This window comes from Sandaracinus amylolyticus, from assembly GCF_000737325.1.
Classification (GTDB): Bacteria; Myxococcota_A; Polyangia; order Polyangiales; family Sandaracinaceae; genus Sandaracinus; species Sandaracinus amylolyticus.
In genome coordinates this window covers 9,964,529-9,985,428 of the sequence record NZ_CP011125.1, presented here as the reverse complement: position 1 = coordinate 9,985,428, position 20,900 = coordinate 9,964,529, and the positions used below count along the sequence as shown (strand labels likewise).

Annotated in this window: 16 protein-coding genes; 11 read left to right on the top strand and 5 right to left on the bottom strand. The window is 71.1% G+C overall.

The annotated features are described in order from the left end of the window. Positions 1-46 precede the first annotated feature (46 nt). Together DB32_RS42340 and DB32_RS42335 are read left to right on the top strand one after the other, a co-directional pair. Positions 47-574, top strand: coding sequence for a hypothetical protein (locus tag DB32_RS42340; protein ID WP_075098173.1), 528 nt, complete (start codon positions 47-49; stop codon positions 572-574). A 100-nt stretch (positions 575-674) separates the two neighbouring features. Further along, entirely contained in the window at positions 675-1,286 is a 612-nt protein-coding gene (locus tag DB32_RS42335; RefSeq protein WP_053238349.1) for a hypothetical protein, read from the top strand. A 533-nt stretch (positions 1,287-1,819) separates the two neighbouring features. Here the strand turns inward: DB32_RS42335 and DB32_RS42330 are convergent. After that, positions 1,820-3,244, bottom strand: coding sequence for a replication-associated recombination protein A (locus DB32_RS42330; RefSeq protein ID WP_075097761.1), 1,425 nt, complete (start codon positions 3,242-3,244; stop codon positions 1,820-1,822). Between the two features lie 236 nt (positions 3,245-3,480). On the opposite strand from DB32_RS42330, the gene DB32_RS42325 reads away from it, so the two are divergent. Both DB32_RS42325 and DB32_RS42320 read left to right on the top strand, forming a co-directional pair. Next, a complete protein-coding gene (locus DB32_RS42325; protein WP_053238348.1) occupies positions 3,481-3,978 on the top strand; it encodes a PilZ domain-containing protein in 498 nt (165 codons plus the stop codon). A 378-nt stretch (positions 3,979-4,356) separates the two neighbouring features. Further along, positions 4,357-4,863 carry a DUF4240 domain-containing protein gene (locus DB32_RS42320; RefSeq protein ID WP_053238347.1) on the top strand — a complete coding sequence of 169 codons (507 nt, stop codon included), beginning with the start codon at positions 4,357-4,359 and terminating at the stop codon, positions 4,861-4,863. An 86-nt stretch (positions 4,864-4,949) separates the two neighbouring features. Here the strand turns inward: DB32_RS42320 and DB32_RS42315 are convergent, their stop codons facing one another. Together DB32_RS42315 and DB32_RS42310 are read right to left on the bottom strand one after the other, a co-directional pair. Further along, positions 4,950-5,411, bottom strand: a complete 462-nt coding sequence (locus DB32_RS42315) for an RDD family protein (protein WP_053238346.1) — start codon at positions 5,409-5,411, stop codon at positions 4,950-4,952. Between the two features lie 404 nt (positions 5,412-5,815). Further along, on the bottom strand, positions 5,816-6,925 hold the full coding sequence (locus tag DB32_RS42310) for an Mrp/NBP35 family ATP-binding protein (protein ID WP_053239150.1): 1,110 nt from the start codon (positions 6,923-6,925) through the stop codon (positions 5,816-5,818). A 105-nt stretch (positions 6,926-7,030) separates the two neighbouring features. On the opposite strand from DB32_RS42310, the gene DB32_RS42305 reads away from it, so the two are divergent. Continuing rightward, positions 7,031-9,847: a penicillin acylase family protein gene (locus DB32_RS42305; protein ID WP_169791731.1), complete on the top strand. Its 2,817-nt coding sequence runs from the start codon at positions 7,031-7,033 to the stop codon at positions 9,845-9,847. 61 nt (positions 9,848-9,908) lie between these two features. Here the strand turns inward: DB32_RS42305 and DB32_RS42300 are convergent, their stop codons facing one another. Then, the gene (locus tag DB32_RS42300; protein ID WP_169791730.1) at positions 9,909-10,781 is read right to left on the bottom strand and encodes an OmpA family protein; all 873 of its coding nucleotides are present in this window, start codon (positions 10,779-10,781) and stop codon (positions 9,909-9,911) included. A gap of 180 nt (positions 10,782-10,961) precedes the next feature. Here DB32_RS42300 and DB32_RS42295 point away from each other — a divergent pair, with 180 nt between their 5' ends. From DB32_RS42295 to DB32_RS42280, 4 genes are all read left to right on the top strand, one after another. After that, on the top strand, positions 10,962-12,596 hold the full coding sequence (locus tag DB32_RS42295; RefSeq protein WP_053238343.1) for a DUF1592 domain-containing protein: 1,635 nt from the start codon (positions 10,962-10,964) through the stop codon (positions 12,594-12,596). Then, the gene (locus DB32_RS42290) at positions 12,596-13,972 is read left to right on the top strand and encodes a DUF1552 domain-containing protein (RefSeq protein WP_053238342.1); all 1,377 of its coding nucleotides are present in this window, start codon (positions 12,596-12,598) and stop codon (positions 13,970-13,972) included. Before DB32_RS42295 ends, DB32_RS42290 begins: the two co-directional genes overlap by 1 nt. A 120-nt stretch (positions 13,973-14,092) precedes the next feature. Next, positions 14,093-14,737, top strand: a complete 645-nt coding sequence (locus DB32_RS42285) for a hypothetical protein (protein ID WP_053238341.1) — start codon at positions 14,093-14,095, stop codon at positions 14,735-14,737. 45 nt (positions 14,738-14,782) lie between these two features. Further along, on the top strand, positions 14,783-16,534 hold the full coding sequence (locus tag DB32_RS42280) for a hypothetical protein (RefSeq protein ID WP_053238340.1): 1,752 nt from the start codon (positions 14,783-14,785) through the stop codon (positions 16,532-16,534). On the opposite strand, the gene DB32_RS42275 is transcribed toward DB32_RS42280, so the two are convergent. Beyond that, positions 16,535-17,659 carry a serine protease family protein gene (locus DB32_RS42275; protein ID WP_053238339.1) on the bottom strand — a complete coding sequence of 375 codons (1,125 nt, stop codon included), beginning with the start codon at positions 17,657-17,659 and terminating at the stop codon, positions 16,535-16,537. It lies immediately after the preceding gene. Between the two features lie 105 nt (positions 17,660-17,764). Between DB32_RS42275 and DB32_RS42270 the strand changes: the two genes are divergently transcribed. Beyond that, complete coding sequence (locus DB32_RS42270; protein WP_053238338.1) at positions 17,765-20,149, top strand: glycoside hydrolase family 65 protein; 2,385 nt, start codon at positions 17,765-17,767, stop codon at positions 20,147-20,149. Beyond that, positions 20,146-20,889 (top strand): HAD family hydrolase, encoded by a 744-nt coding sequence (locus DB32_RS42265; protein ID WP_053238337.1) that lies wholly within the window; start codon positions 20,146-20,148, stop codon positions 20,887-20,889. Before DB32_RS42270 ends, DB32_RS42265 begins: the two co-directional genes overlap by 4 nt. Positions 20,890-20,900: the final 11 nt, after the last annotated feature.

Sequence of the window (20,900 nt, the reverse complement as noted above, 5' to 3'; positions counted from 1 at the left end):
GCTACATCTCGCCGCCTCGTCGACCACGACGACGGCGGAGGTGGCGGTGAGGATCGAAGCCGACAGCGTCCTGCCCTTCTCGCGCGAGCGTGTGTTCCGCGCCTATCGAGACGAGCTCCCGGACTTCACGGCGTACCTGCCGAACGTGCGCGCGATCGAGGTGAAGTCGCGCACGGACGAAGGCGCGATCGCGACGCTGCACAACGTGTGGCACGGCGGCGGCGACATCCCCGCGCCGATCGTGAAGGTGATCGGCGGCGAGAGCCTCTCGTGGGACGACTTCGCGAAGTGGGATCAGAGCGCGTGGACGTGCGAGTGGAACATCCGCACGAGTGTCTTCACCGAGGCCGTCACGTGCAGCGGCAAGAACACGTTCATCGAGCTCGGCGCGGATCGCACGCGGCTCGAGATCGTCGGTGACATCTCCATCGACGTGAAGAAGGTGAAGGGCGTTCCGTCGTTCCTCGCGGGCTCGATCGGCAAGACGGTCGAGAGCTTCCTCGTGAAGCAGATCACCGCGAACCTGACCAGCGTGAGCGACGCGCTGACGAAGTACCTGCAGAGCAAGGGCTGACGCATCGCGCGCGAGTGGGGGACGCTCGCGCGTGACGATTCGTATCAGGGGTCGAGCGAACGCTGGACAGGCTGTTAGAATCGCGATGGGGGGAGTGACATTGCTGGCACGTCAACCGTTCGTCGCGGTGACGGTCGCCGAGGAGCCGCGCATCGCGTCCGCGGTGGTCTCGGGCGTCCGTCGTACGCTGATCGACCTCGGGCAGTGGCCTCGTGTCCGCGCGCGTGCGATCGCGCGCATGCCGAAGGTCCGCTCCTGGATCGACAGCGCGCTCGATGGCTCGTGGTGCCCCGTCGCGTACCACATCGTGATCCTCGAGTCGGTCGCGGCGGAGTACGGGGACGACGGCATCGCCGCGTTCGGGCGCGCGCGGCTGCTCGACAACATGAGCGGCGGCGTGCTCTCTCCGATCCTGCGGAGCTGGATGCGCTCCTACGGAGGCGCGCCGGGTCACCTGCTGCGCGTCTCGCCGCACGTCTGGCGCGCGGTGACTCGCGATCTCGGGCGCATGGTGGTGGTCGAGATGGGCGAGCGCGCGACGCGCTTCCGCATCGAGGAGATGCCCGAGGAGGCGCGACGCTGCGTCGCGTGGCATCGCTTCCTCGAGGGCTACGGCGTCGCGCTGCTCGAGGCCGGCTCGTACCCGGGCGCGCACGTCGAGATCTCGCTCGGAGAGACGCCGAGGCAGCTCGAGGGATCGGTCCGCTGGTAGGTGCTCGGGGCCGCTCGGCCTTTTCGTGTCGTGCGAGGGCTGCTCGGCTTGCGTTCGACGGCTTCTCGAGATCCCTGCGCGGGCGGCGGGCTTCACGGCGGTGCATGCGAAGGGGGCTTGGCCCCCTCCGCCCCACCCCCTTCGGGCTCGAGAGTCCGTCGCGTGGTCGTCGGGCACGAGCGCGGCCGGTGGGCATGCTCGATCGTGTCGGTCCCCCGCTGTGCGGGGGCCCCTAGCCGACACTTCGCGGGGTGCCGAGCACTCTGGCGGTTCGATCGACACGGTCGGTGCGATTCGGCGGAAGAGCGCGCGACGTCTGATTCGGAAGAGCGCGACGTGTGATTCGGAAGAGCGCGACGCGTGATTCGGAACAGCGCGCGACGTGCGATTCGGCGGAACAGCGCGATGTGTTTTCGGGCGAGCGCGACGTGTGATTCGGAAGAGCGCGCGACGTGCGAGCGAGCTGCGCGCGCTCGGTTGGATGAGCGCGCGCGATGTGCGATCGGGATCCGAAGCTGGGTGCTGGATGGGCGTCAGCGCTCGTCCGGGGGGTCGGTGCGGGGGCCTTCCTCACGCGGGACGTCGGGGCGCGAACGGTCGGTGCGGCGGGCGTCGTTTTCGGCGCGCGGCGGGTCTTCGGTGGGCGGTCGCTCGTCGCCGCGGAGCTTCGCGAGGCGCTGTTTGATCCGCGACTCGATGCCGATGTCCTTCGGCTCGTAGAAGCGCGCGCCCACGAGCGCGTCGGGCAAGTACGTCTCGCCCTGCGCGTGGCCGCCCTCGGCGTGCGGATAGCGGTAGCCCTCGCCGTATCCCCACGCCTTCATGTGTTTGGTCGCTGCGTTGCGCAGCTTCATGGGCACGGGGAGCGGGCCGTGTTGCTTCACCGCGTCCTGCGCGCGCTGCCACGCTTCGTAGCTCGCGTTGCTCTTCACGGTGCTCGCGAGGTACGTGCAGCACTGCGCGAGCGGATGGAGGCCCTCGGGCATGCCGAGCCGACGGAACGCCGCGTCCGCCGCGACCGCGATCTGCAGCGCGTTCGGGTCCGCGTTGCCGACGTCCTCGCTCGCGAAGATGACCAGGCGCCGCATCACGAAGAGCGGATCTTCGCCGGCCTCGAGCATGCGCATCATCCAGTAGATCGCGGCGTCGGGATCGCTGCCACGCATCGACTTGATGAACGCGGAGACGACGTTGTAGTGCTCCTCGCCGCTCTTGTCGTAGAGCAGCGTGCGCGACGCGAGCGCTTGCTCCACCGCCTCGCGATCGAGCGCGACCTTCCTCGCCGTCGCGTCGTTCGCCGCGAGTTCGAGCACGTCGAGCGCACGACGCGCGTCGCCTTGCGCCATCTCCGCGATCACGCCGAGCGCCTCGGGATCCACGGTGAGCGCGAGCTTGCCGAGGCCGTGCTCGCGGTCGCTCATCGCGCGCTCGAGCAGCGCGCGCAGATCGCTCGGCTCGTGCGGCTCGAGGCGGAACACGCGCGCTCGTGAGAGCAGCGCCGCGTTCACCGCGAAGCTCGGGTTCTCGGTGGTCGCGCCGATCAGCACCACCGCGCCGCGCTCGACGTGGGGCAGCAGCGCGTCCTGCTGCGCCTTGTTCCAGCGGTGGATCTCGTCGACGAAGAGGATCGTGCGCGTGCCGTGCAGGCGCTTCCGCTCCGCAGCCTCGGCCAGGATCTTCCGCAGCTCGGGCACGCCGCTCATCACCGCGCTGAACGGGACGAACACCGCCTTGGTCTCCGCGGCGACCGCGCGCGCGAGCGTCGTCTTCCCGGTGCCGGGCGGGCCCCAGAGGATCATCGACGGGATCCGGTCCTGCTGGATCGCGCGACGGAGCAGCGAGCCCTCGGCCACGAGATGTCGCTGTCCGACCATGTCGGTGAGACGTCGCGGCCGCATGCGATCGGAGAGCGGTGCGCCCTCGCGGTCGCGATCTTCCTTGTGGTCGAACAGGTCCATCGACTGCGCTGCTTCTACTACGCAAGGGATGCGGAGCGCGGGACGCAGAGTGCGTACCCGGGTACGCGGATCCAACGCGAACCATGACACGGCTGTCCGACCGTCGCGCCCCACCCGTGCGCGCAGGTCGCGAGGCAGATCGAGAACTTTCGCGTGGGGCGTGCGTCGGAACCGATCGATTCGTGGCTCGTGGCACCTCGGTTGCAGAAATCGGGAGCATCACAAGGGAGGCGTCGATGACGACCCGCAACGTCCTCGAGATGATCTTCGAGTATCAGCTCCTCCGGGCGAAGCAGGATCGTCTGGAGGTCCCGCTCGACGACGACGAGCGCGCGCGCCTCTTCGGGCTCGGGCGCCTGCTGACCGGCGACGGCAGCCCAGGTGCGCGCACGATGCCGCGACTGCCGTTCCCGAAGACCGTGAGCTTCACGATGCCGGGGTGCTTCGAGTCCGGCGAGGTGAAGAACCTGAGCGGCAACGGCCTCGCGATCGCGACGACGCGACCGCCGGTGATCGGCGCGCGCGTGATCGTGCGGCTCGTCGACGAAGCAGCGGGCTGCGAGTACTTCTTCCCGTGTCGCGTGATCTGGGCGCGCCGCACGAACCTGCCGGGCATGGGCCTGGTGTTCGACGGAGTGCCGACGCGCAGCGAGTACCTCGCCGAAGAGAGCACGGGCGTGTGGCGGCGCGCGATGCGCATGGGCGACCCTCCGCGCGAAGCGAACGTCGCATAGCGCTCGGGCCGCTCGGCCTCTCTCGCTGCGCGAGCGTGTGCGAGGGCTGCTCGGCTTGCGTTCGACGTCGTCTCGAGATCCCTGCGCGGGCGGCGGGCTTCACGGCGGTGCATGCGAAGGGGGCTCTGCCCCCTCCGCCCCACCCCCTTCGGGGCTCGAGAGTCCGTCGCGTGGTCGTCGGGCACGAGCGCGGCCGGTGGGCATGCTCGATCGTGTCGGTCCCCCGCGAAGCGGGGGCCCTAGCCGACACTTCGCGGATCGCCGAGAACAAAGGCGGTGAGCTTCGACGCGCGGGCTGGCTCGGGAAGCTCGGCGCGGGGCGTGCGTGGCCATCGAGCGACTCAGGGTCGCGGCGAGACCGCGCGGTAGGATGAAGCGATGGACGAAGCGTGGTTCTGGGCGCTCATCGACGCATCGCGACGTGGGTGCGACCACCGCAGCGCTGACGAAGCGCGGGGGCAGCCAGCGGTGCTCGAGAGATTGCTGCGCGCGTTGACGCCCGAGGACGTCGCCGGGTTCGCGCACATCTTCGAGACCCTGCACGCGCGTGCGTATCGCTGGGATCTCTGGCACGCGGCCTACGTCATCGAGGGCGGGTGCAGCGATGACGGATTCACCGACTTCCGGTCGGGCCTGATCGGGCTCGGGCGCGAGGTCTTCGAGAACGCGCTGCGCGATCCACTGACGCTCGCGCGGTTGTCCGGCGACAGCGCGTTCTCGCAGGAAGGGATGCGTTACGCAGCGAGAAGGGCTTACGAGCGGATCACCGGCAGGCGTCTCGCAGTGGATGTCGCGCGCGCCATCGAGCCGGCAGGCGAGCAGCTGGACGAGGAGGTGTTCCTCCGGAAATACGCGGAGCTCGAGCGTCGGTTCGGTCCGCGTTGATGCGGCGCGAACGAGGGACGATGGGCGCCCGCCCTGCAGTCCCTCGCGCCTGCACCTGCGCTGCGCGCGCTACGGTTTTCGTAGCGCTACGGTTTTCGTAGCGCTACGGTTTTCGTAGCGCGCACCACGCGGGTGCCGCCTGCGAGCGCGTCGTGGCGGCCTTGGCGCAGCGGACTGTTGCGGATCGTCACCACGATCCAGATCCATGCGGCGAGCGCGAGGATCGGGCCGATGAAAGGGATCGCGCCGAGCACGGTGAACGCTTCGCGCGTGAGCGCCTGCTTCATCGTGACGCGCTCGCCCTCGGGGCCGATCACGCGTAGCCCCAGCGCGAGCTTGCCGAACGTCGCGCCCACGAACGCGTCGAGCAGCGCGAAGTACGCGAGCACGAGCATCGAGCCCACGATCAGCCAGTCGAATCCGAACCCCATCAGCTGACCGAGCCCGACGTTCATCGCGACCACGATCGCGACGTCGATGGCGCGCGCAGCGATGCGAACGGGGAGCTCGGCAGGAACGAGCGAGTCCATCGAGACCTCGGCAGCCACGTGAGCCTCCTTGTCGTCTCGTTGGACGCTCGAGTCACGCCGATCTCATCGGTCGACGTGATTCCTGCGCGCGCTCGCGGTGACGGCGCGACCTCATCGGTCGACGTGATTCCAGCGCGCGCTCACGGTCACGACTCAGCCTCGTCGTCGATCTCACGGCCATCGATCTCGGCGACCCGCGAAGTGTCGGCTAGGGGCCCCCGCTTCGCGGGGGACCGACACGATCGAGCATGCCCACCGGCCGCGCTCGTGCCCGACGCCCGCGCGACGGACTCTCGAGCCCCGAAGGGGTGGGGCGGAGGGGGCCAAGCCCCCTTCGCATGCACCGCCGTGAAGCCACCGCCCGCGCAGGGGTCTCGAGAAGACGTCGAACGCAGGCCGAGCAGCCCTCGGAGAGAGAGCGATCAGCGCACGATGCGCAGTCGAGTCGGGCCCTTCGCCGCGGGGATGCGAGTCCCGCCGGTGCGCTCGAAGTGCAGGTTCGCGACCTTCGCGATCAGCGCGTCCGCCACCGCGGTGAACGCCTTCGCGCTCGCACTGTCGGGCACGCTCTGCACGATCGGCATGCCCTTGTCGCCCCACTCGCGCACCGGCGGCTCGAGCGGGATCTGACCGAGCAGCGGCGCCTTCGCGAACTCCGCGATCTTCTCGCCGCCGCCGCGTCCGAAGAGCTCCTGTCGCACGCCCGCGCTGTCGACGAAGTAGCTCATGTTCTCGATCACGCCGAGGATCGGCAGGCTCAGCTTGCTGCACATCGAGACGCACTTGTAGACGTCCTGCAGCGCGACCTCTTGCGGCGTGGTCACCATCACGACGCCGCTCACCTTGAGCTTCTGCGCCATCGTCAGCGCGACGTCGCCGGTGCCCGGCGGCAGGTCGAGCACGAGGTAGTCGAGCTCGCCCCACTCGACGTCCTTGAGGAACTGCTGCAGCGCGCTGTGCAGCATCGGTCCGCGCCAGATCACCGCCTGCTTGTCGTCCTCGAGCAGGAAGCCGATCGACATCATCTTCACGCCGAAGCGCTCGAGCGGGAGGATCTTCTTGTCGTCGCGCGTCGGCGGGTGGCCGTGCACGCCCATCATCGTCGGGATCGACGGGCCGTAGATGTCCGCGTCGAGGATGCCGACGCGCAGCCCCGCGCGCTTGAGCGCGAGCGTCAGGTTCACGGCGGTCGTGCTCTTCCCGACGCCGCCCTTGCCGCTCATCACGAGCACGACGTTCTTCACGCCGGGGATCGGGTCGTCGCCCATCACCTCGCGCGTCGGGACCTGCACGTCGATCGCGATGTCGACCGCCGTCGCGCCGGCCTCGCGCGCCGCGCGCTCGATCTCCTCGCGCACCTTCGCGTGCACGGTGCTCGACGGAGTCGCGAGGTGCGCGCGCACCTTCACCTCGCCACCGGGCTCCACCGACAGATCGGTCAGCGCGCCGATGTCGAGCATCGGCTTTTCGAACACCGGATCGACGACCTTCGACAGCGCGGTGCGGAGCGACTCGGTGGTGAGCTCGGCCATGTTCATTTCCTCAGCGGACAATCAGGTGGCGCGGTGTGTGTCTGCGCAGCGCGCGCGTCAAGCGCGATCACGAGCGCGATGTTTCGCCCGTGTATCATGCCGCGCATGACGTACCGGTTCCGCTTGCTCCTGCTCTCTCTCGCATCGCTGCCCTTGCTCGCTGCGTGCGGCGACGACGACGACGCGCCGCCCACGACCGACGGCGGCACCGACGCGGGGATGATGACGACCACCGACCTCGCGCTGCCGGGCCTCGATGGAGAGGTCGAGGTCGTGTACGACGATCGCGGCATCCCGCACATCTACGGGACGACGCGCCACGACGTGCTCGTCGTGCAGGGCTACCTGATGAGCCGCGATCGCTTCGCCCAGATGGAGTTCATCCGTCGCAGCGTGCTCGGTCGCATCGCGGAGATCGCGGGCGAGGACTCGCTCGAGGACGACGTGATCTCGCGCTGGGAAGGCTACCGGCGCATGGGCGTCGAGATCTACGAGAGCCTCCCCACGGACGATCCGGCGCGCTTGTCGGCCGAGGCGTTCGTCGAGGGCATCAACCTCTACATCGATGCCGTGATGCGCCGCGAGGAGGACCCCGCCGTGATGGGCGCGGACGTCATCAACCTCGTGATCTTCGGCTCGAGCTTCGGGCACTGGGAGCCCGCCGACATCTTCGCGCTCGCGCGCTTCCAGTCGGCGAACCTGAGCTTCGATCCGCGCGACGATCTGAATCGCTCGGCGCGCCTCGCGCTCATCCAGCAGGCGTTCCCCGCCGACGACGCCGATCCGCGCATCGCGGCGCGCTCGGGCCTCTTCGAGGACCTCTTCACGCAGCGGCCGGCGCGCGAGGCGTTCACCGACGACGGCTTCCCCGACGGCACGACGATGGCGCTGCTTCCGGTGATCGATCCGCGTCCCTTCGGCGCGCGCTTCACGCCGAACGTGCGCGCGATCCGCGGCGCGATGCCGTTCCTCGATCGCATCGAGGAGCGCCAGTCGCGCATCTTCGGTGACCTCGTCACGCGCGGCTCGAACAACTGGACCGTCTCGGGCGAGCACACCGCGAGCGGCAACCCGATCCTCTCGAACGATCCGCACCTGTCGCTGATCTCGCCCGCGGTGTGGTGGTACGTGCACCTCAACACCGCGCGCATGGGCGGCGAGGACATGATCGACGCGCAGGGCACTGCGTTCGCGGGCCTTCCCGGCGTCGTCATCGGCTTCAACCGCGACATCGCGTGGGGCGTGACGACGACCGGCTACGACGTGACCGACGCGTACCAGGAGCAGATCACGGGCACGTGCGACGCGGACGGCAACGTCACGGGCGGCACCGTGCTGTGGATGGGCGGACAGAGCCCGATCGCGTTCCACGAGGAGACGATCAGCCTCGCGAGCGGCGACCCGATCACGGTGCGCTTCCCGTACGCGTCGCATCGTCCGGGCAGCCAGTTCCTCCCGGGCAGCTGCGTCGCGGTCGAGGGCACGACGGATCGCTTCGTCGCGGTCAGCGTGCGCTACACGGGCTGGGAGCCGAGCAACGAGCTCGCGACGTTCACCGGCCTGATGACCGCGACCGACGTCGAGTCGGGGCGCGCCGCGCTCGATGCGTTCGAGGTCGGCTCGCAGAACTTCATGATCGTCGATCGCGACGACATCATGTGGTCGACGCAGGCGCGCATCCCGGTGCGCTCGGAGATGGCGACGAACCTCGTGATCGACGAGGAGACCGGCGAGCACACGGGCTACTGCCCGCACATGGTCGTGCCCGGCACCGGCGAGTACGAGTGGACCGGCGACCTCGCGGACACCGCGATCCCGCACGAGCTCGCGCCTGCGCGTGGTTGGATCGCGACGGCGAACCAGGACAACGTCGGCGTCACGCAGGACGGCAACCCCTGCAACGACGAGCACTACGTCGGCGCGGGCTTCGACTACGGGTGGCGCGAGGCGCGCATCCAGGAGCGCCTCGCGGAGCTCGTGGAGCGCGGCGACATCACGACCGACGACATGATCGCGCTGCAGGCGGAGACGCAGTCGCCGCTCGGCCGCACGCTGCGTGATCCGATCGTCGCGATCCTCGGCGACACCGCCGCCATCGAAGCGCTCGGGCTCACCGAGGACGAGGAGACCGACCTCGCGGCGGCGCGCACGCAGCTCATGGAGTGGACGTTCGAGACGCCGCACGGCGTCGGCGCGACCGACACCGCGGAGATCGCGGACAGCGTCGCGACGACGATCTTCAACGCGGCGCTCACGCGCATCATCCCGCTCGCGCTCGGCGACGAGACCGAGCGCGCGATGATCGGCGGACCGACGAGCGAGTCGGCGCGTCTGATCGAGTGGATGCTGACGTCGCCGTCGCGCCTGCTCAGCTACGACGAGGCGGCGATGGAGTCGGTGCTCTGGGACGACATCCGGACCGATGCCGTCGAGACGAAGGAGGAGATCGTGATCCGCGGCGTGCTCGCGGGCCTCGCGTTCCTCACCGAGCGCATGGAGACCAGCGACTGGACCGAGTGGCGCTGGGGCCGTCTGCACACGGTGCGCTTCAACAGCGTGGTGCCGATCCTCGGCGGTGACGACGTGCTGTCGATCCCGGCGGAGAACGATCCGACGTACCCCAACGGGTTCCCGCGGCACGGCGACTGGGGCAACGTCGATCCCGGCAACTTCGGTCTGTGGAACACCGAGAGCTTCTCGTTCGGGAGCGGCGCGTCGCAGCGCCTCATCGTCGAGATGACCGCCGACGGCCCGCGCGCGTTCAACGCCATCCCGGGTGGACAGAGCATCGATCCGATGAGCCCGCACAAGCAGGACGAGGCGCTGCTCTGGATCCGCAACGAGCAGCCGCCGCTCTACTTCACCGAGCAGGACGTGATGTCGCACGCGGAGCGCGAGCTCACCGTGCGCCCGATGGACTGATCGCAGCAGAAGGCGCGTGAGACGAGGCCCTCGGTGCGCGAGCACCGGGGGCTTCGTCGTTTCACGGCTCCGCGCACACGTCGCGCGGCGGAGGGGGCGGCTGATCGAAGCACGGCGAGCGCCACGACGTGGTGCATCCGCCGCCGCGGCCGAGCGACGGAGCGCGACCCCCGGTGACGTCGAGGATCTCGAAGTCGACGCGGCGGTTCGCGGCGCGCGCGCTCGTCGACGCGCTGCGCGGGACGATCGGACGCGCGTCGGCAGCGCTCTCGATCTCGAGGCGCTCGGGGGAGATGCCGTGCGCGACGAGCCAGTCGCGCACCGCGGTCGCGCGCGCTCGCGACAAGCGATCGGGGCGCGGCTCACCGAAGTCGGTGTGGCCGGTGACGCAGATGCGGGTGAGCTGGGTGTTCTGCGCGAGCGCCGCGGCGATCGCGTCGAGCTGCGGGTGCGCGCTCGGCGCGACCGCGCTCGAGCCGCGGGCGAAGAGGATCTGCTCGAGGATCACGATGCGCCCGCTCTCGATGTCGATGTGCGCGCGATCGGGACAGCCGTCCTCGTCGGCGCATCCGTCGTACACCTCGATCTCGTTCGGGCACGCGTCGCACGCGTCGAGGATCTGGTCGCGATCGTTGTCGAGGTCGGGGCACCCGTCTTCGTCCTCGAAGCCGTCGCGATCCTCGGCGATGCAGCGGCAGCGATCGTCGGCGTCGACGATCCCGTCCTCGTCGTCGTCGGGATCGGGGCATCCGTCGTCGTCGCGGAAGCCGTCGACGTCCTCGGCGGCGTCGGCGCAGCGATCGGCTTCGCCGGCGAGATCGTCGCCGTCACGATCCGCGACGGGCGCGGCCGCGGGCGGCGCCTCGGTGGACGTGGTGAGGAGCGAGCTGCAGCCCGCGAGAGTGATCACGAGGACGACGATCGACGCGCGCACGTCGCCGAACATATACACGCGCCGCCGTGTCTTCGCGTGTGATCGATCCTGCGGAGATGTCGCACGGATCGTGGAACGCGGAGCGCGCCGTGCTCCTCACGCGCTGCTCCGCCGGCGCGGATCGAAAGAGGATTCCCGACCCCAGCGCTTGGTTCGGCACGTGCTGAGCAGACGCGCTGCATGGGGAGGTCGACGGCGCTCTTCTTCGGGCTCGTGCTCGCGCTCGCGGGCTGCGAGGGCACGCTGCTCGACGGACCGACGGGCCCACGCGGGCTCGGCGATCGCGGCGGGGGCGGGCCGGCGACGTGCGGCACACCGGCGGTCGCGCCCTCGGCGATCACGCGGCTGACGCGGACCGAGTACGACTACGCGATCGAAGATCTGCTCGGTGACACGTCGCGCCCCGCGCGCGAATTCGCGCCCGACGACATCACGACGGGCTTCGAGGTGGGCGGCGCGGTCTCGCCGCTGCTCGTCGAGCAGTACCTCGACGCCGCGACGTCGACCGCCGAGCGCGCGACCGCCGATCTCGATGCGCTCACCGGATGCGCTGCCGGCGAGGCGTGCGCCTCGGAATTCATCGAGCGCTTCGGGCGTCGCGCGTATCGTCGTCCCCTCACGAGCGAGGAGAGCGCGTCGCTGCGCGCGCTCTATCGCGAGGGCGCGGCGCTCGGCGATCACCGCACCGGGATCCAGGTCGTGCTCGAGGCGATCCTGGTGTCGCCGAGCTTCCTCTATCACGTCGAAGGCGCCGAGCCCGACGCCGCGCCGGGCGCGGTGATGCCGCTCTCGGGGCACGAGATCGCGAGCCGTCTCGCGTTCTTCCTCTGGCGATCGGTGCCCGACGAGGAGCTGCTCGACGCGGCGGAGGCTGGCGAGCTCGACGATCCCGCGAACGTCGAGATGCAGGCGCGACGCATGCTCGAGGACGCACGCGCCGCGCGCGGTCTGCACGACTTCACGCGGCAGTGGCTCGATCTCGATCGGCTCGGGACGATCGAGAAGGACTCGGCGATTCACCCCGAGTTCGATCGCGCGCTCGCGAGCGACATGCGCGCGTCGATCGAGGCGTACGTCGACGCGATGCTGCGCGACGGCGGCGACTTCGACGCGCTGCTCGTCGGCGACGGCACTGCCTACGTGAACGAGCGGCTCGCGCCGATCTACGGGCTCACCGGGATCACCGGCGAGGAATTGCGCGCGGTCGAGATCGATCCGAGCCAGCGCGGCGGACTGCTCACCCAGCCGGGGTTGCTCGCGCTGCTCGCGAAGTCGAACCAGAGCGATCCGATCCATCGCGGCATCTTCGTGAGGCAGCGCTTGCTGTGTCAGCAGCTGCCGCCGCCGCCCGCCGACGTCGACACCACGCCGCCCGATCTGATGCCGGGGCTCACGACGCGCGAGCGCTTCGGCGAGCACCGCGAGAATCCGTCGTGCGCCGCGTGTCACTCGCTGATCGATCCGATCGGGTTCGGCTTCGAGGGCTACGACGCGATCGGTCGGTTCCGCGCGACCGAAGAGGGCCAGGCGATCGACGCGAGCGGCGAGATCGTGTCGGGCGGCGACGCGAGCGGCGCGTTCGACGGAGTGATCGAGCTGAGCGAGCGCCTCGCCGCGAGCGAGACGGTGCACGAGTGCATCGCGCGTCAGTGGTTCCGCTATGCGATCGGGCGCATCGAGACCGCGCAGGATCGCTGCTCGACCGACGCGATCGACGATGCGTTCTCCGAGTCGGGCCACGACGTGCGCGAGCTCGTCGTCGCGCTCGTGACCTCCGACGCGTTCACGCACCGTCGCATCCCGGAGGCGCGCTGATGCTGCTCCCGATGTTCCAGCAGAAGACGCTGCGCCGCCGCGCGTTCGTGGGCGCGGTCGGGTTCGGCGCGATCGCCCTGCCCTTCTTGCGGCTGCTGAACGGCGCCGGTGCGCAGGACGGAGCGCCGCCGAAGCGCTTGCTCGTCGTGTTCTCGCCGAACGGCACCTGGCCCGACGAGTGGCGGCCCGAGGGCGGCGAGACCGACTTCCGCTTCAAGCGCATCCTCGCGCCGCTCGAGCCGTATCGCGAGCGCGTGCTGGTGCTCGCTGGCGTGTCGATGCTCTCGACCGATCGCGGGCCGGGCGACGGACACCAGAAGGGCATGGGCCACGTGCTCACGGGCGTGCCGCTGCTCCCGGGCGACGTCGTGGGCGGCTGCGACTCGTGCCCGCCGGTGAGCTGGGCCAGCGATCTCTCGGTGGATCAAGCGATCGCGAACCAGATCGGAGGCTCGACGCGCTTCCGCTCGCTCGAGCTCGGCGCGATGAGCCCCGAGTACGCGAACGTCTGGACGCGCATGAGCTATCGCGCGGCGAACGAGCCGCTGCCGCCCGAGGCGAGCCCGTGGCGCGCGTTCGAGCGCTTGTTCGGCGACGCGTCGATCGATCCCGACGCGGCGCGCCGTCGCCTCGCGCTGCGGCAGAGCGTGCTCGATCACAACCTCGCGGACTACGAGCGGCTGAGCGCGCGGCTCGCGGCGCCCGATCGCCAGCGCCTCGCGCTGCACCTCGAGACGATCCGCGACATCGAGCGCCGGATCAGCGCGCCCGGCGCGCTCGGCGCGGAGTGCCGCATCCCCGAGCTGGGCACCGCGATCGATCATCGACGCGCCGAGAATTTCCCGGAGATCGTGCGGCTGCAGACCGACCTCATGTGCATGGCGTTCGCGTGCGGGCTCACGAACGTCGGCTCGATCCAGTGGACCAACTCGGTCGGCAACATCCCGTTCCCGCACCTCGGCGTGACCGAGAACCACCACGATCTCTCGCACGAGGGCGACAGCAACACCGACGCGGTCGAGAAGCTCGTGCGCATCAACACCTGGTACGCGGAGCAGTACGCGTACGTGCTCGAGCGCCTCGCGAGCACGCCCGAGGGCGAGGGCTCGATGCTCGATCACACCGTCGTGCTCTGGGTGAACGAGCTCGGGAAGGGCAACAGCCACACGCTGCGCAACATCCCGTTCGTGCTCGCGGGCAACGTCGCGAACGACGACGGCACGCCGCACTTCCGCACCGGTCGCTATCTGCAGTTCGACGGCGACGAGACGCCGCACAACGATCTGCTGGTCTCGCTGTGCCAGGCGTTCGGCGTCGAGACCGACGTGTTCGGCGATCGCGACTTCTGCAACGGACCGCTCCGCGGGCTCACGTGAGGACTGCGGACCTCAGCTCGCTCTGGCACGCAGCGCGCTAACCGGGCGGGCGGCAGCACGCGCCGTTCGCGCGTGGTCAGGGGAGCGTACGTGGGGAGCTGGGGAGCACGGCGCACGCGAGTGCGCGTTTCGGCGGTCGTCGTCGCGGTCGCGATCGGCGGGTGCGGGAGGATCGGGTTCGACCCGGTCGCGCCCGACGACGCGGGCATCGTGCTCGCGGACGCGTGGGTGCCGATCGATCCACCGGTCGACGCGCACGTCGAAGAGGACGCGGGAACGTTCGAGGAGATCGACGCGGGCAGCGACGCCGGCGTGCCGGTGATCGACGGCGGGAGCTGCACGGTGGTGATGCTGCGCGCGAGCGAGTGCGCCGATCCGCCGCGCACCACTGTCGCGAGCCACTCGTTCTCGCCGGCGCGCTCGGTGACGATCCCCCTGTGGCTCGACGTGAGCGACGGCAACGCCGGCGATCACTGGACGCGCCTCGAGCTCGAGCGCAGCGACGGGTCGTGGATCTCGTGCTGCTACCAGGGCGGCTCGAGCGAAGGCGATCCCCAGAGCACGGTCGAGATCGCGCGCGGCGAGCGCTACGTCTACGAGCGGTGCGTCGACGGAGAGCGCGCGTCGTGTCCGTCGACGCGATCGCGGCTCGCGATCGTGCCGTCGTCGAGCATCGAGGTGACGAGCGCGCGGCTCCGCGTGTTCGACGGCGCGCCGTCGTACGGCGTGACCGAGGTGGAGTGGTCGCTCGAGGCGTGCCGCTGATCGTCGGCTGGCCCGCGCGCGCGGCGCGTCGTATCAGCGGCGCCCATGCGGAACCTCCTCGTCTCTCTCACGCTCGTGCTCGCCGGGTGCGGCGGCGGCGCGATGAACGTCCGGTCGTCGGGCTCGCTCGCCGCCCAGCGCTCGCAGCCCGCCGCGCAATTCCCGTCGCGCGATCAGCTGGATCGCATCGTCGCGGCGGCGCCCACCTCCACGCACCCAGCCGCGCCGACCGCGTTGTGGCCGGACGTGTGGACGCTCGGCGGGCCCTTCCCCGACGACGATCCGCGCGCGCCGTTCGCGCCCACGACACCGCTCGAGGCGATCGGGCCCGAGGTCGCGGCGCGCGTCACCGGCGCGCCGCCGATCTCGCGCGCGGTGACGTGCGGTGCGCGCGAGGTCGCGCGTCATCTCGCGGCGCATCCCGGGCCGGTCGACACGCGGCTCGCGCACTTCGCGCTCACGCGCTGCGGATCGACCGCGATCCAGTTCTTCGTCGAGTCGAGCCACGTCACGGTGCCCGCGAGCACGACCGATGCGGCGTTCCTCGCGACCTACGGCGAGCCGCTCCGCACGATGGCGCGCGAGCGCTTCGCGTCGCTCGCGCAGCAGGGCGCGACCCACGTCGGGATGCACGTCGAGCGCGCCGCGAACGGCTTCGTCGTCGCGGCGTTCGTCGGCGCGATCGAAGAGCTCGATCTCACGACGCGCGCGCCGCTCGTGCAGGGCGACGGCGTGGTGCTGCGCGGGCGGCTGCGCAGCGCGGCGCAGAACGTCGAGGCGTACGTCACGTTCGGCCCCGCGGACTTCGCGCGCTGCGCGCTCGCGCCCGACGTCGCGCTGCCCGAGATCGCGATTCGCTGCCCGATGCACCTCGACGATCGCATGGCGCGCGTCGAGATCATGGCGTTCCCGCCGGGCCGCCTGCTGGGTCGCGCGGTCGGTCGCGTGCTCTTGCGCCGCGACGACGCCGCGACGATGCCGGCCCTCGAGGTCGACCCCGCGCTGGCGACCGCGAGCGAGCCCGGCGCGCTCGTCGAGGCGCTGCTCGCGCGCGCCAACGCGCTGCGTGCGCGCACCGGTCGCGCGCCGCTCGCGCTCGAGCTCGCGCAGAGCGCGACGCTGCAGGGCCTCGTGCCGAGCTGGCTCGCGGCGCACCTCGGAGGTCAGTCCGAGGCCGCCGACGTGATCGGCCTCGGCGTGATGGCCGGCTGGAACGTCTCGGGCGGGACGATCCGCGACGCGCGGCTCGGCTCGGCGGCGATCATCGCGACGCGTCACGCCGGCGAGTGGCTCGCGCTGCTGGTCGAAGATCCGTGGACGCGCGCGGTGCTGCTCGATCCCGAGATGCGCGGCGCGGCGATCGGCGTGCGCTGGGACGCCGAGCAGCAGGCGTTCGTCGGGCTGCTCGCGACCTATGCGTTCTTCGAAGGCAGCGAGCTCGAGCGGGCGCGCGAGCAGGTGATGCGCTCGCTCGTCGCGGCGCGCGCTGCGCGGGGCCTCGCCGCACCTTCGTTCGTCGGCAACATCCCGGGGATGCAGCAGGCGAGCGCCGCGGTGCAGCGCGGGACGCGCACGCCGGGCCAGGCGCTCGAGGCGGTGATGAACGAGACGGCGTCGCGCGCGCCGGGGCGACGCGTGCAAGCGCTCTTGATGGAAGGCCTCTCGGCTGATCAGCTCGCGTGGCCCGAGGAGCTCCTCGCGCGCCCCGCGCTGCGGCTCGGCGTAGGGCTCGCGTGGCATCGCGTGCCTGGCGCGGCGTGGGGCCAGTACGCGGTGATGGTGATCGTCCTCGACTGATCACTCGAGCGGAGGCAGCAGCGGATCGATCGCAGCGCGCGCCGATGCGTCGAGCGCGGCGCGCGCGCGAGCGACCGACTCGGCGACGTAGCGCATGCGCACGACGCGTACGTACTGCCGCTCGGCCTCGGGATCGCTCGCGCGCACGAGCACGCCGACGAGCCGCCCGTCGCGATCGAACGCACCGCCGCCGCTCATGCCCGCGACCGCGTGCCCTTCGACGATCGCCTCGACCTCGGGCTCGTACGCGATCTCGCCCTCTTCGTCGCCCTGATCGGCGAGCCACTCGATCGCGGCGCGCGCGCCCTCGTCGTCGAGCACGCGCCCGATCGAGAACGCGCCGCCCTCCGGGCCCGCCTGTGGATAGCCGATCAACATCACGAGCCCGCCCGGCGTCGCGTCGACGAACGAGCGCTCGTCGTCCACGAGCCCGCGTGGATCGTGGATCGCGAGCGCGCTGCGGTCGGCGAACGTCGGCGCGAGCGGCGCGACGAGATCGTCCTGCGCGCGATGGCCGTCGACCAGCCCGACGAAGAGATCGTGACGCGGGAGGATCGTCGTGACGTCCTCGTGCTGCGCCGCGGGAATCGATGGGCGATAGGTGACCCACTGCGGCGAGACGAACGTGCGGTCGATCGCGCCGCTCGCGGTGCGCACCCGGATCCGCATGATGCCGGACTCGTCGTCGCTCGGCGCCGCGAGGCGCTCGGCCACGTCGGTGCCCGGCTCTCCGCCGAACCACCCGGGCCCGAGCACATGCATCGCGCCGACGACCACCCCCAGGCGCGGCTCGCCGCGCGCCGACCAGAGCACCGAGCTCCCGAAGCCGTTCACGGCGACGCGGCCGCGCACCGCGTCGGCCCAGCTGCGGCACGTCTCGGGCCCGCTCGCGAGCTGCGCCTCGAGATCGAGCAGCTCGGTCGTCGTGTCGCAGCCCGTCGCGCCCGCGTCGAGCACCGTCGTCGCGTCGAGCACCGTCGTCGCGTCGAGCACCGTCGCGTCGAGCACGGACGTCGCATCGAGCGGCACCGCCGCGTCGAGCGGTCGATCGTCCGCGCTCGCGCACGCGCCGAGCGAGAGCGCGATCCCGAGCAGCCCCTGCCTCCGCCATCGTCTCACGGTCACGCGTGCCTCCCGCGCATGGAGTGGCCGGACCGAGCGCGTTTCGTCTCAGGTTTCCGACGTCGCGGTGCCTACGTCCTCTCCGGTGCACCACGCGCAGGAGAGCCCGTGATCGATCGCAGCGCGTTCGAGATCGCGCCCTGGGCGATCGTCGAGCGATCGCTGCGGCTCGATCGGCTCGCGACGAGCGAGTCCGTGTTCGCGCTCTCGAACGGGCACATCGGCCTCCGCGGCAACCTCGACGAGGGCGAGCCGCACCGCGAGCCCGGCTCGTACCTCAACGGCTTCTTCGAGGCGCTCCCCCTGCCCTACGCGGAGCCGGGCTACGGCTATCCCGAAGAGGGCCAGACGCTGCTCAACGTGACCAACGGCAAGCTCGTGCGGCTGCTGGTCGACGACGAGCCCTTCGACGTGCGCTACGGCACCCTCGAGCGCCACAAGCGCGTGCTCGACCTGCGCGACGGCGTGCTGCGCCGCGACGTGATGTGGACCTCGCCCGCGGGCCAGGCGGTGCGCGTGCGCTCGACGCGCCTCGTCTCGTTCGTGCAGCGCGCGATCGCGGCGGTCTGCTACGAGGTCGAGGCCATCGGCGCGCCCGCGCGCATCGTCGTGCAGTCCTCGGTCGTCGCGAACGAGCCGACGATCGTGCACGGCGAGGACGATCCGCGCTCGGCCGCCGCGCTCCGCGGCGCGCTCGTGTGCGAGTACCACACGGCGCGCGACAGCGAGGTCGCGATGGGCCACCGCGCGCGGGTGAGCGGGCTGCGCATGGCGGCCGCGCTCGATCACGTGATCGACGGTCCCGAGGGCACGGTGTCGAGCGCGGAGAGCGAGACCGATCTCGCGCGCGTGACGGTGAGCACGGAGCTCGCGCCCGGCCGGACGCTGCGCGTCGTGAAGCTGCTCGCGTACGGCTGGTCCGCGGAGCGCTCGATGCCCGCGCTGCGCGATCAGGTCGATGCCGCGCTCTCCGCGGCGCGGCGCACCGGATGGGACGGCTTGCTCGCCGCGCAGCGCGCGTACCTCGACACGGTGTGGGAGCACGCGGACGTCGAGATCGACGGAGACCCCGAGCTCCAGCAGGCGATGCGCTTCGCGATCTTCCAGATCGTGCAGGCCGCGGCGCGCGCGGAGAACCGTGCGATCCCCGCGAAGGGCCTCACCGGCCGCGGCTACGACGGGCACACCTTCTGGGACATGGACACGTACACGCTGCCGGTGCTCACGTACACGACGCCCGACGCAGCGCGCGACGCGCTCCGCTGGCGTCACTCGACGCTTCCGCTCGCGCGCGCACGCGCCGCGCAGCTGCACCTTCGCGGCGCGTGCTTCCCGTGGCGCACGATCCGCGGCGAGGAGTGCTCCGGCTACTGGCCCGCGGGCACCGCCGCGTTCCACGTGAACGCCGACATCGCCGACGCGGTGCGCCGCTACGTGAGCGCGACCGGCGACACCGCGTTCGAGCGCGACGTCGGCGTCGAGATGCTGGTCGAGACCGCGCGCCTGTGGGCCTCGCTCGGGCACCACGACGCCGAGGGCGGCTTCCGCATCGACGGCGTGACCGGGCCCGACGAGTACACCGCGCTCTGCGACAACAACACGTTCACGAACCTCATGGCCGCGCGCAACCTCCGCAGCGCCGCGAGCGCCGCCGAGCGACACCCCGAGCGCGCCGCCGCGCTCGGCGTCGACGGCGAAGAGATCGCGAAGTGGCGCGAGGCCGCGGGCGCGATCGTCGTCCCGTTCGACACCGAGCTCGGCGTCACGGCGCAGTGCGACGGCTTCACGCGCTTCCGCCGATGGCGCTTCGAGGACACGCCGCCCGACGCGTACCCGCTGCTGCTCCACTTCCCGTACTACCTGCTCTACTCGAGCCAGGTCGTGAAGCAGGCCGACCTCGTGCTCGCGCTCTTCCTCTGCGGCGAGGAGATGACGCTCGAGCAGAAGCGGCGCGACTTCGAGCACTACGAGGCGATCACGGTGCGCGACTCGACGCTCTCCGCGTCGATCCAGGGCGTGGTCGCCGCGGAGGTCGGTCACCTCGAGCTCGCGTACGAGTACTTCCGCGAGACCGCGCTCGTCGATCTGCGCGACATCGCGGGCAACACCGCGGACGGGCTGCACCTCGCGGCGCTCTCGGGCGCGTGGCTCGTCGCGGTCGCGGGCTTCGGCGGGATGCGCGATCAGGGTGACGTGCTCGCGTTCGCGCCGCGGCTGGTCGCGCCGATGACGCGCCTCGCGTTCCACCTCCTGATGCGCGGTCGCTGCATCCGCGTGGACATCACGCCTCACGACGCGCGCTACGAGCTGCGCAGCGGCGATCCGATCGAGCTCGAGCACCACGGCGAGCGCTTCACGCTGGAGCACGACGCGTCGCGGCTCATGCCGTGCCCGGTGCGCGAGCAGGTCCCGACCGTCGCACCGCCCGCGGGGCGCGAGCCGTTCCGTCGCGGCGCCGGTGCCGATGCGCACCGGCGCGTGGGGCGCGGATGACGCTCGCCGCCGTGGTGTTCGATCTCGATGGCGTGCTCACGCGCACCGCGCGCCTCCACGCCGCCGCGTGGAAGTCGCTGTTCGACGGGTTCCTGCGCGCTCGCGAGGGTGTCGGGTTCCAGCCGTTCGACATCCAGCGCGACTACCTCGCGTACGTCGACGGTCGCGCGCGCCGCGACGGAGTGCGCACGTTCCTCGCGTCGCGCGGCATCACGCTGCCCGAGGGCGACGCGTCGGATCCCGAAGGCGCACCGACCGTCGAGGGCCTCGCGGCCCAGAAGGATCACTGGTTCCGCGACGCGATCGCGCGCGACGGAGTGGAGGTCGACGAGCACGCCGTGCACCTCGTGCGCGCGCTGCGCGATCGCGGCATCACGCGCGGCGTCGCGTCGTCGAGCCGCAACTGCATCCCGGTGCTCGAGCGCGCGGGGATCCTCGAGCTCTTCGACGCGATCGTCGACGGCAACGAGCTCGAGCGGATGCGCCTCGCGAGCAAGCCCGCGCCCGACATGTTCCTCGAGTGCCTGCGTCGCCTCGGCGCGTTCGCACCGGCCGACGCAGTGGTCGTCGAGGACGCGACCGCAGGCGTCGCCGCGGGACGCGCGGGCGGGTTCGGCCTCGTGGTCGGCGTCGATCGCGGCGGCAACCGCGACGCGCTGCGCGATCACGGCGCGCACTGGGTCGTCAGCTCGATGGCCGAGCTCACCGTCGCGCGCCTCGAGGCCCAGCTCGCGAGATGAGAACGAGCCCG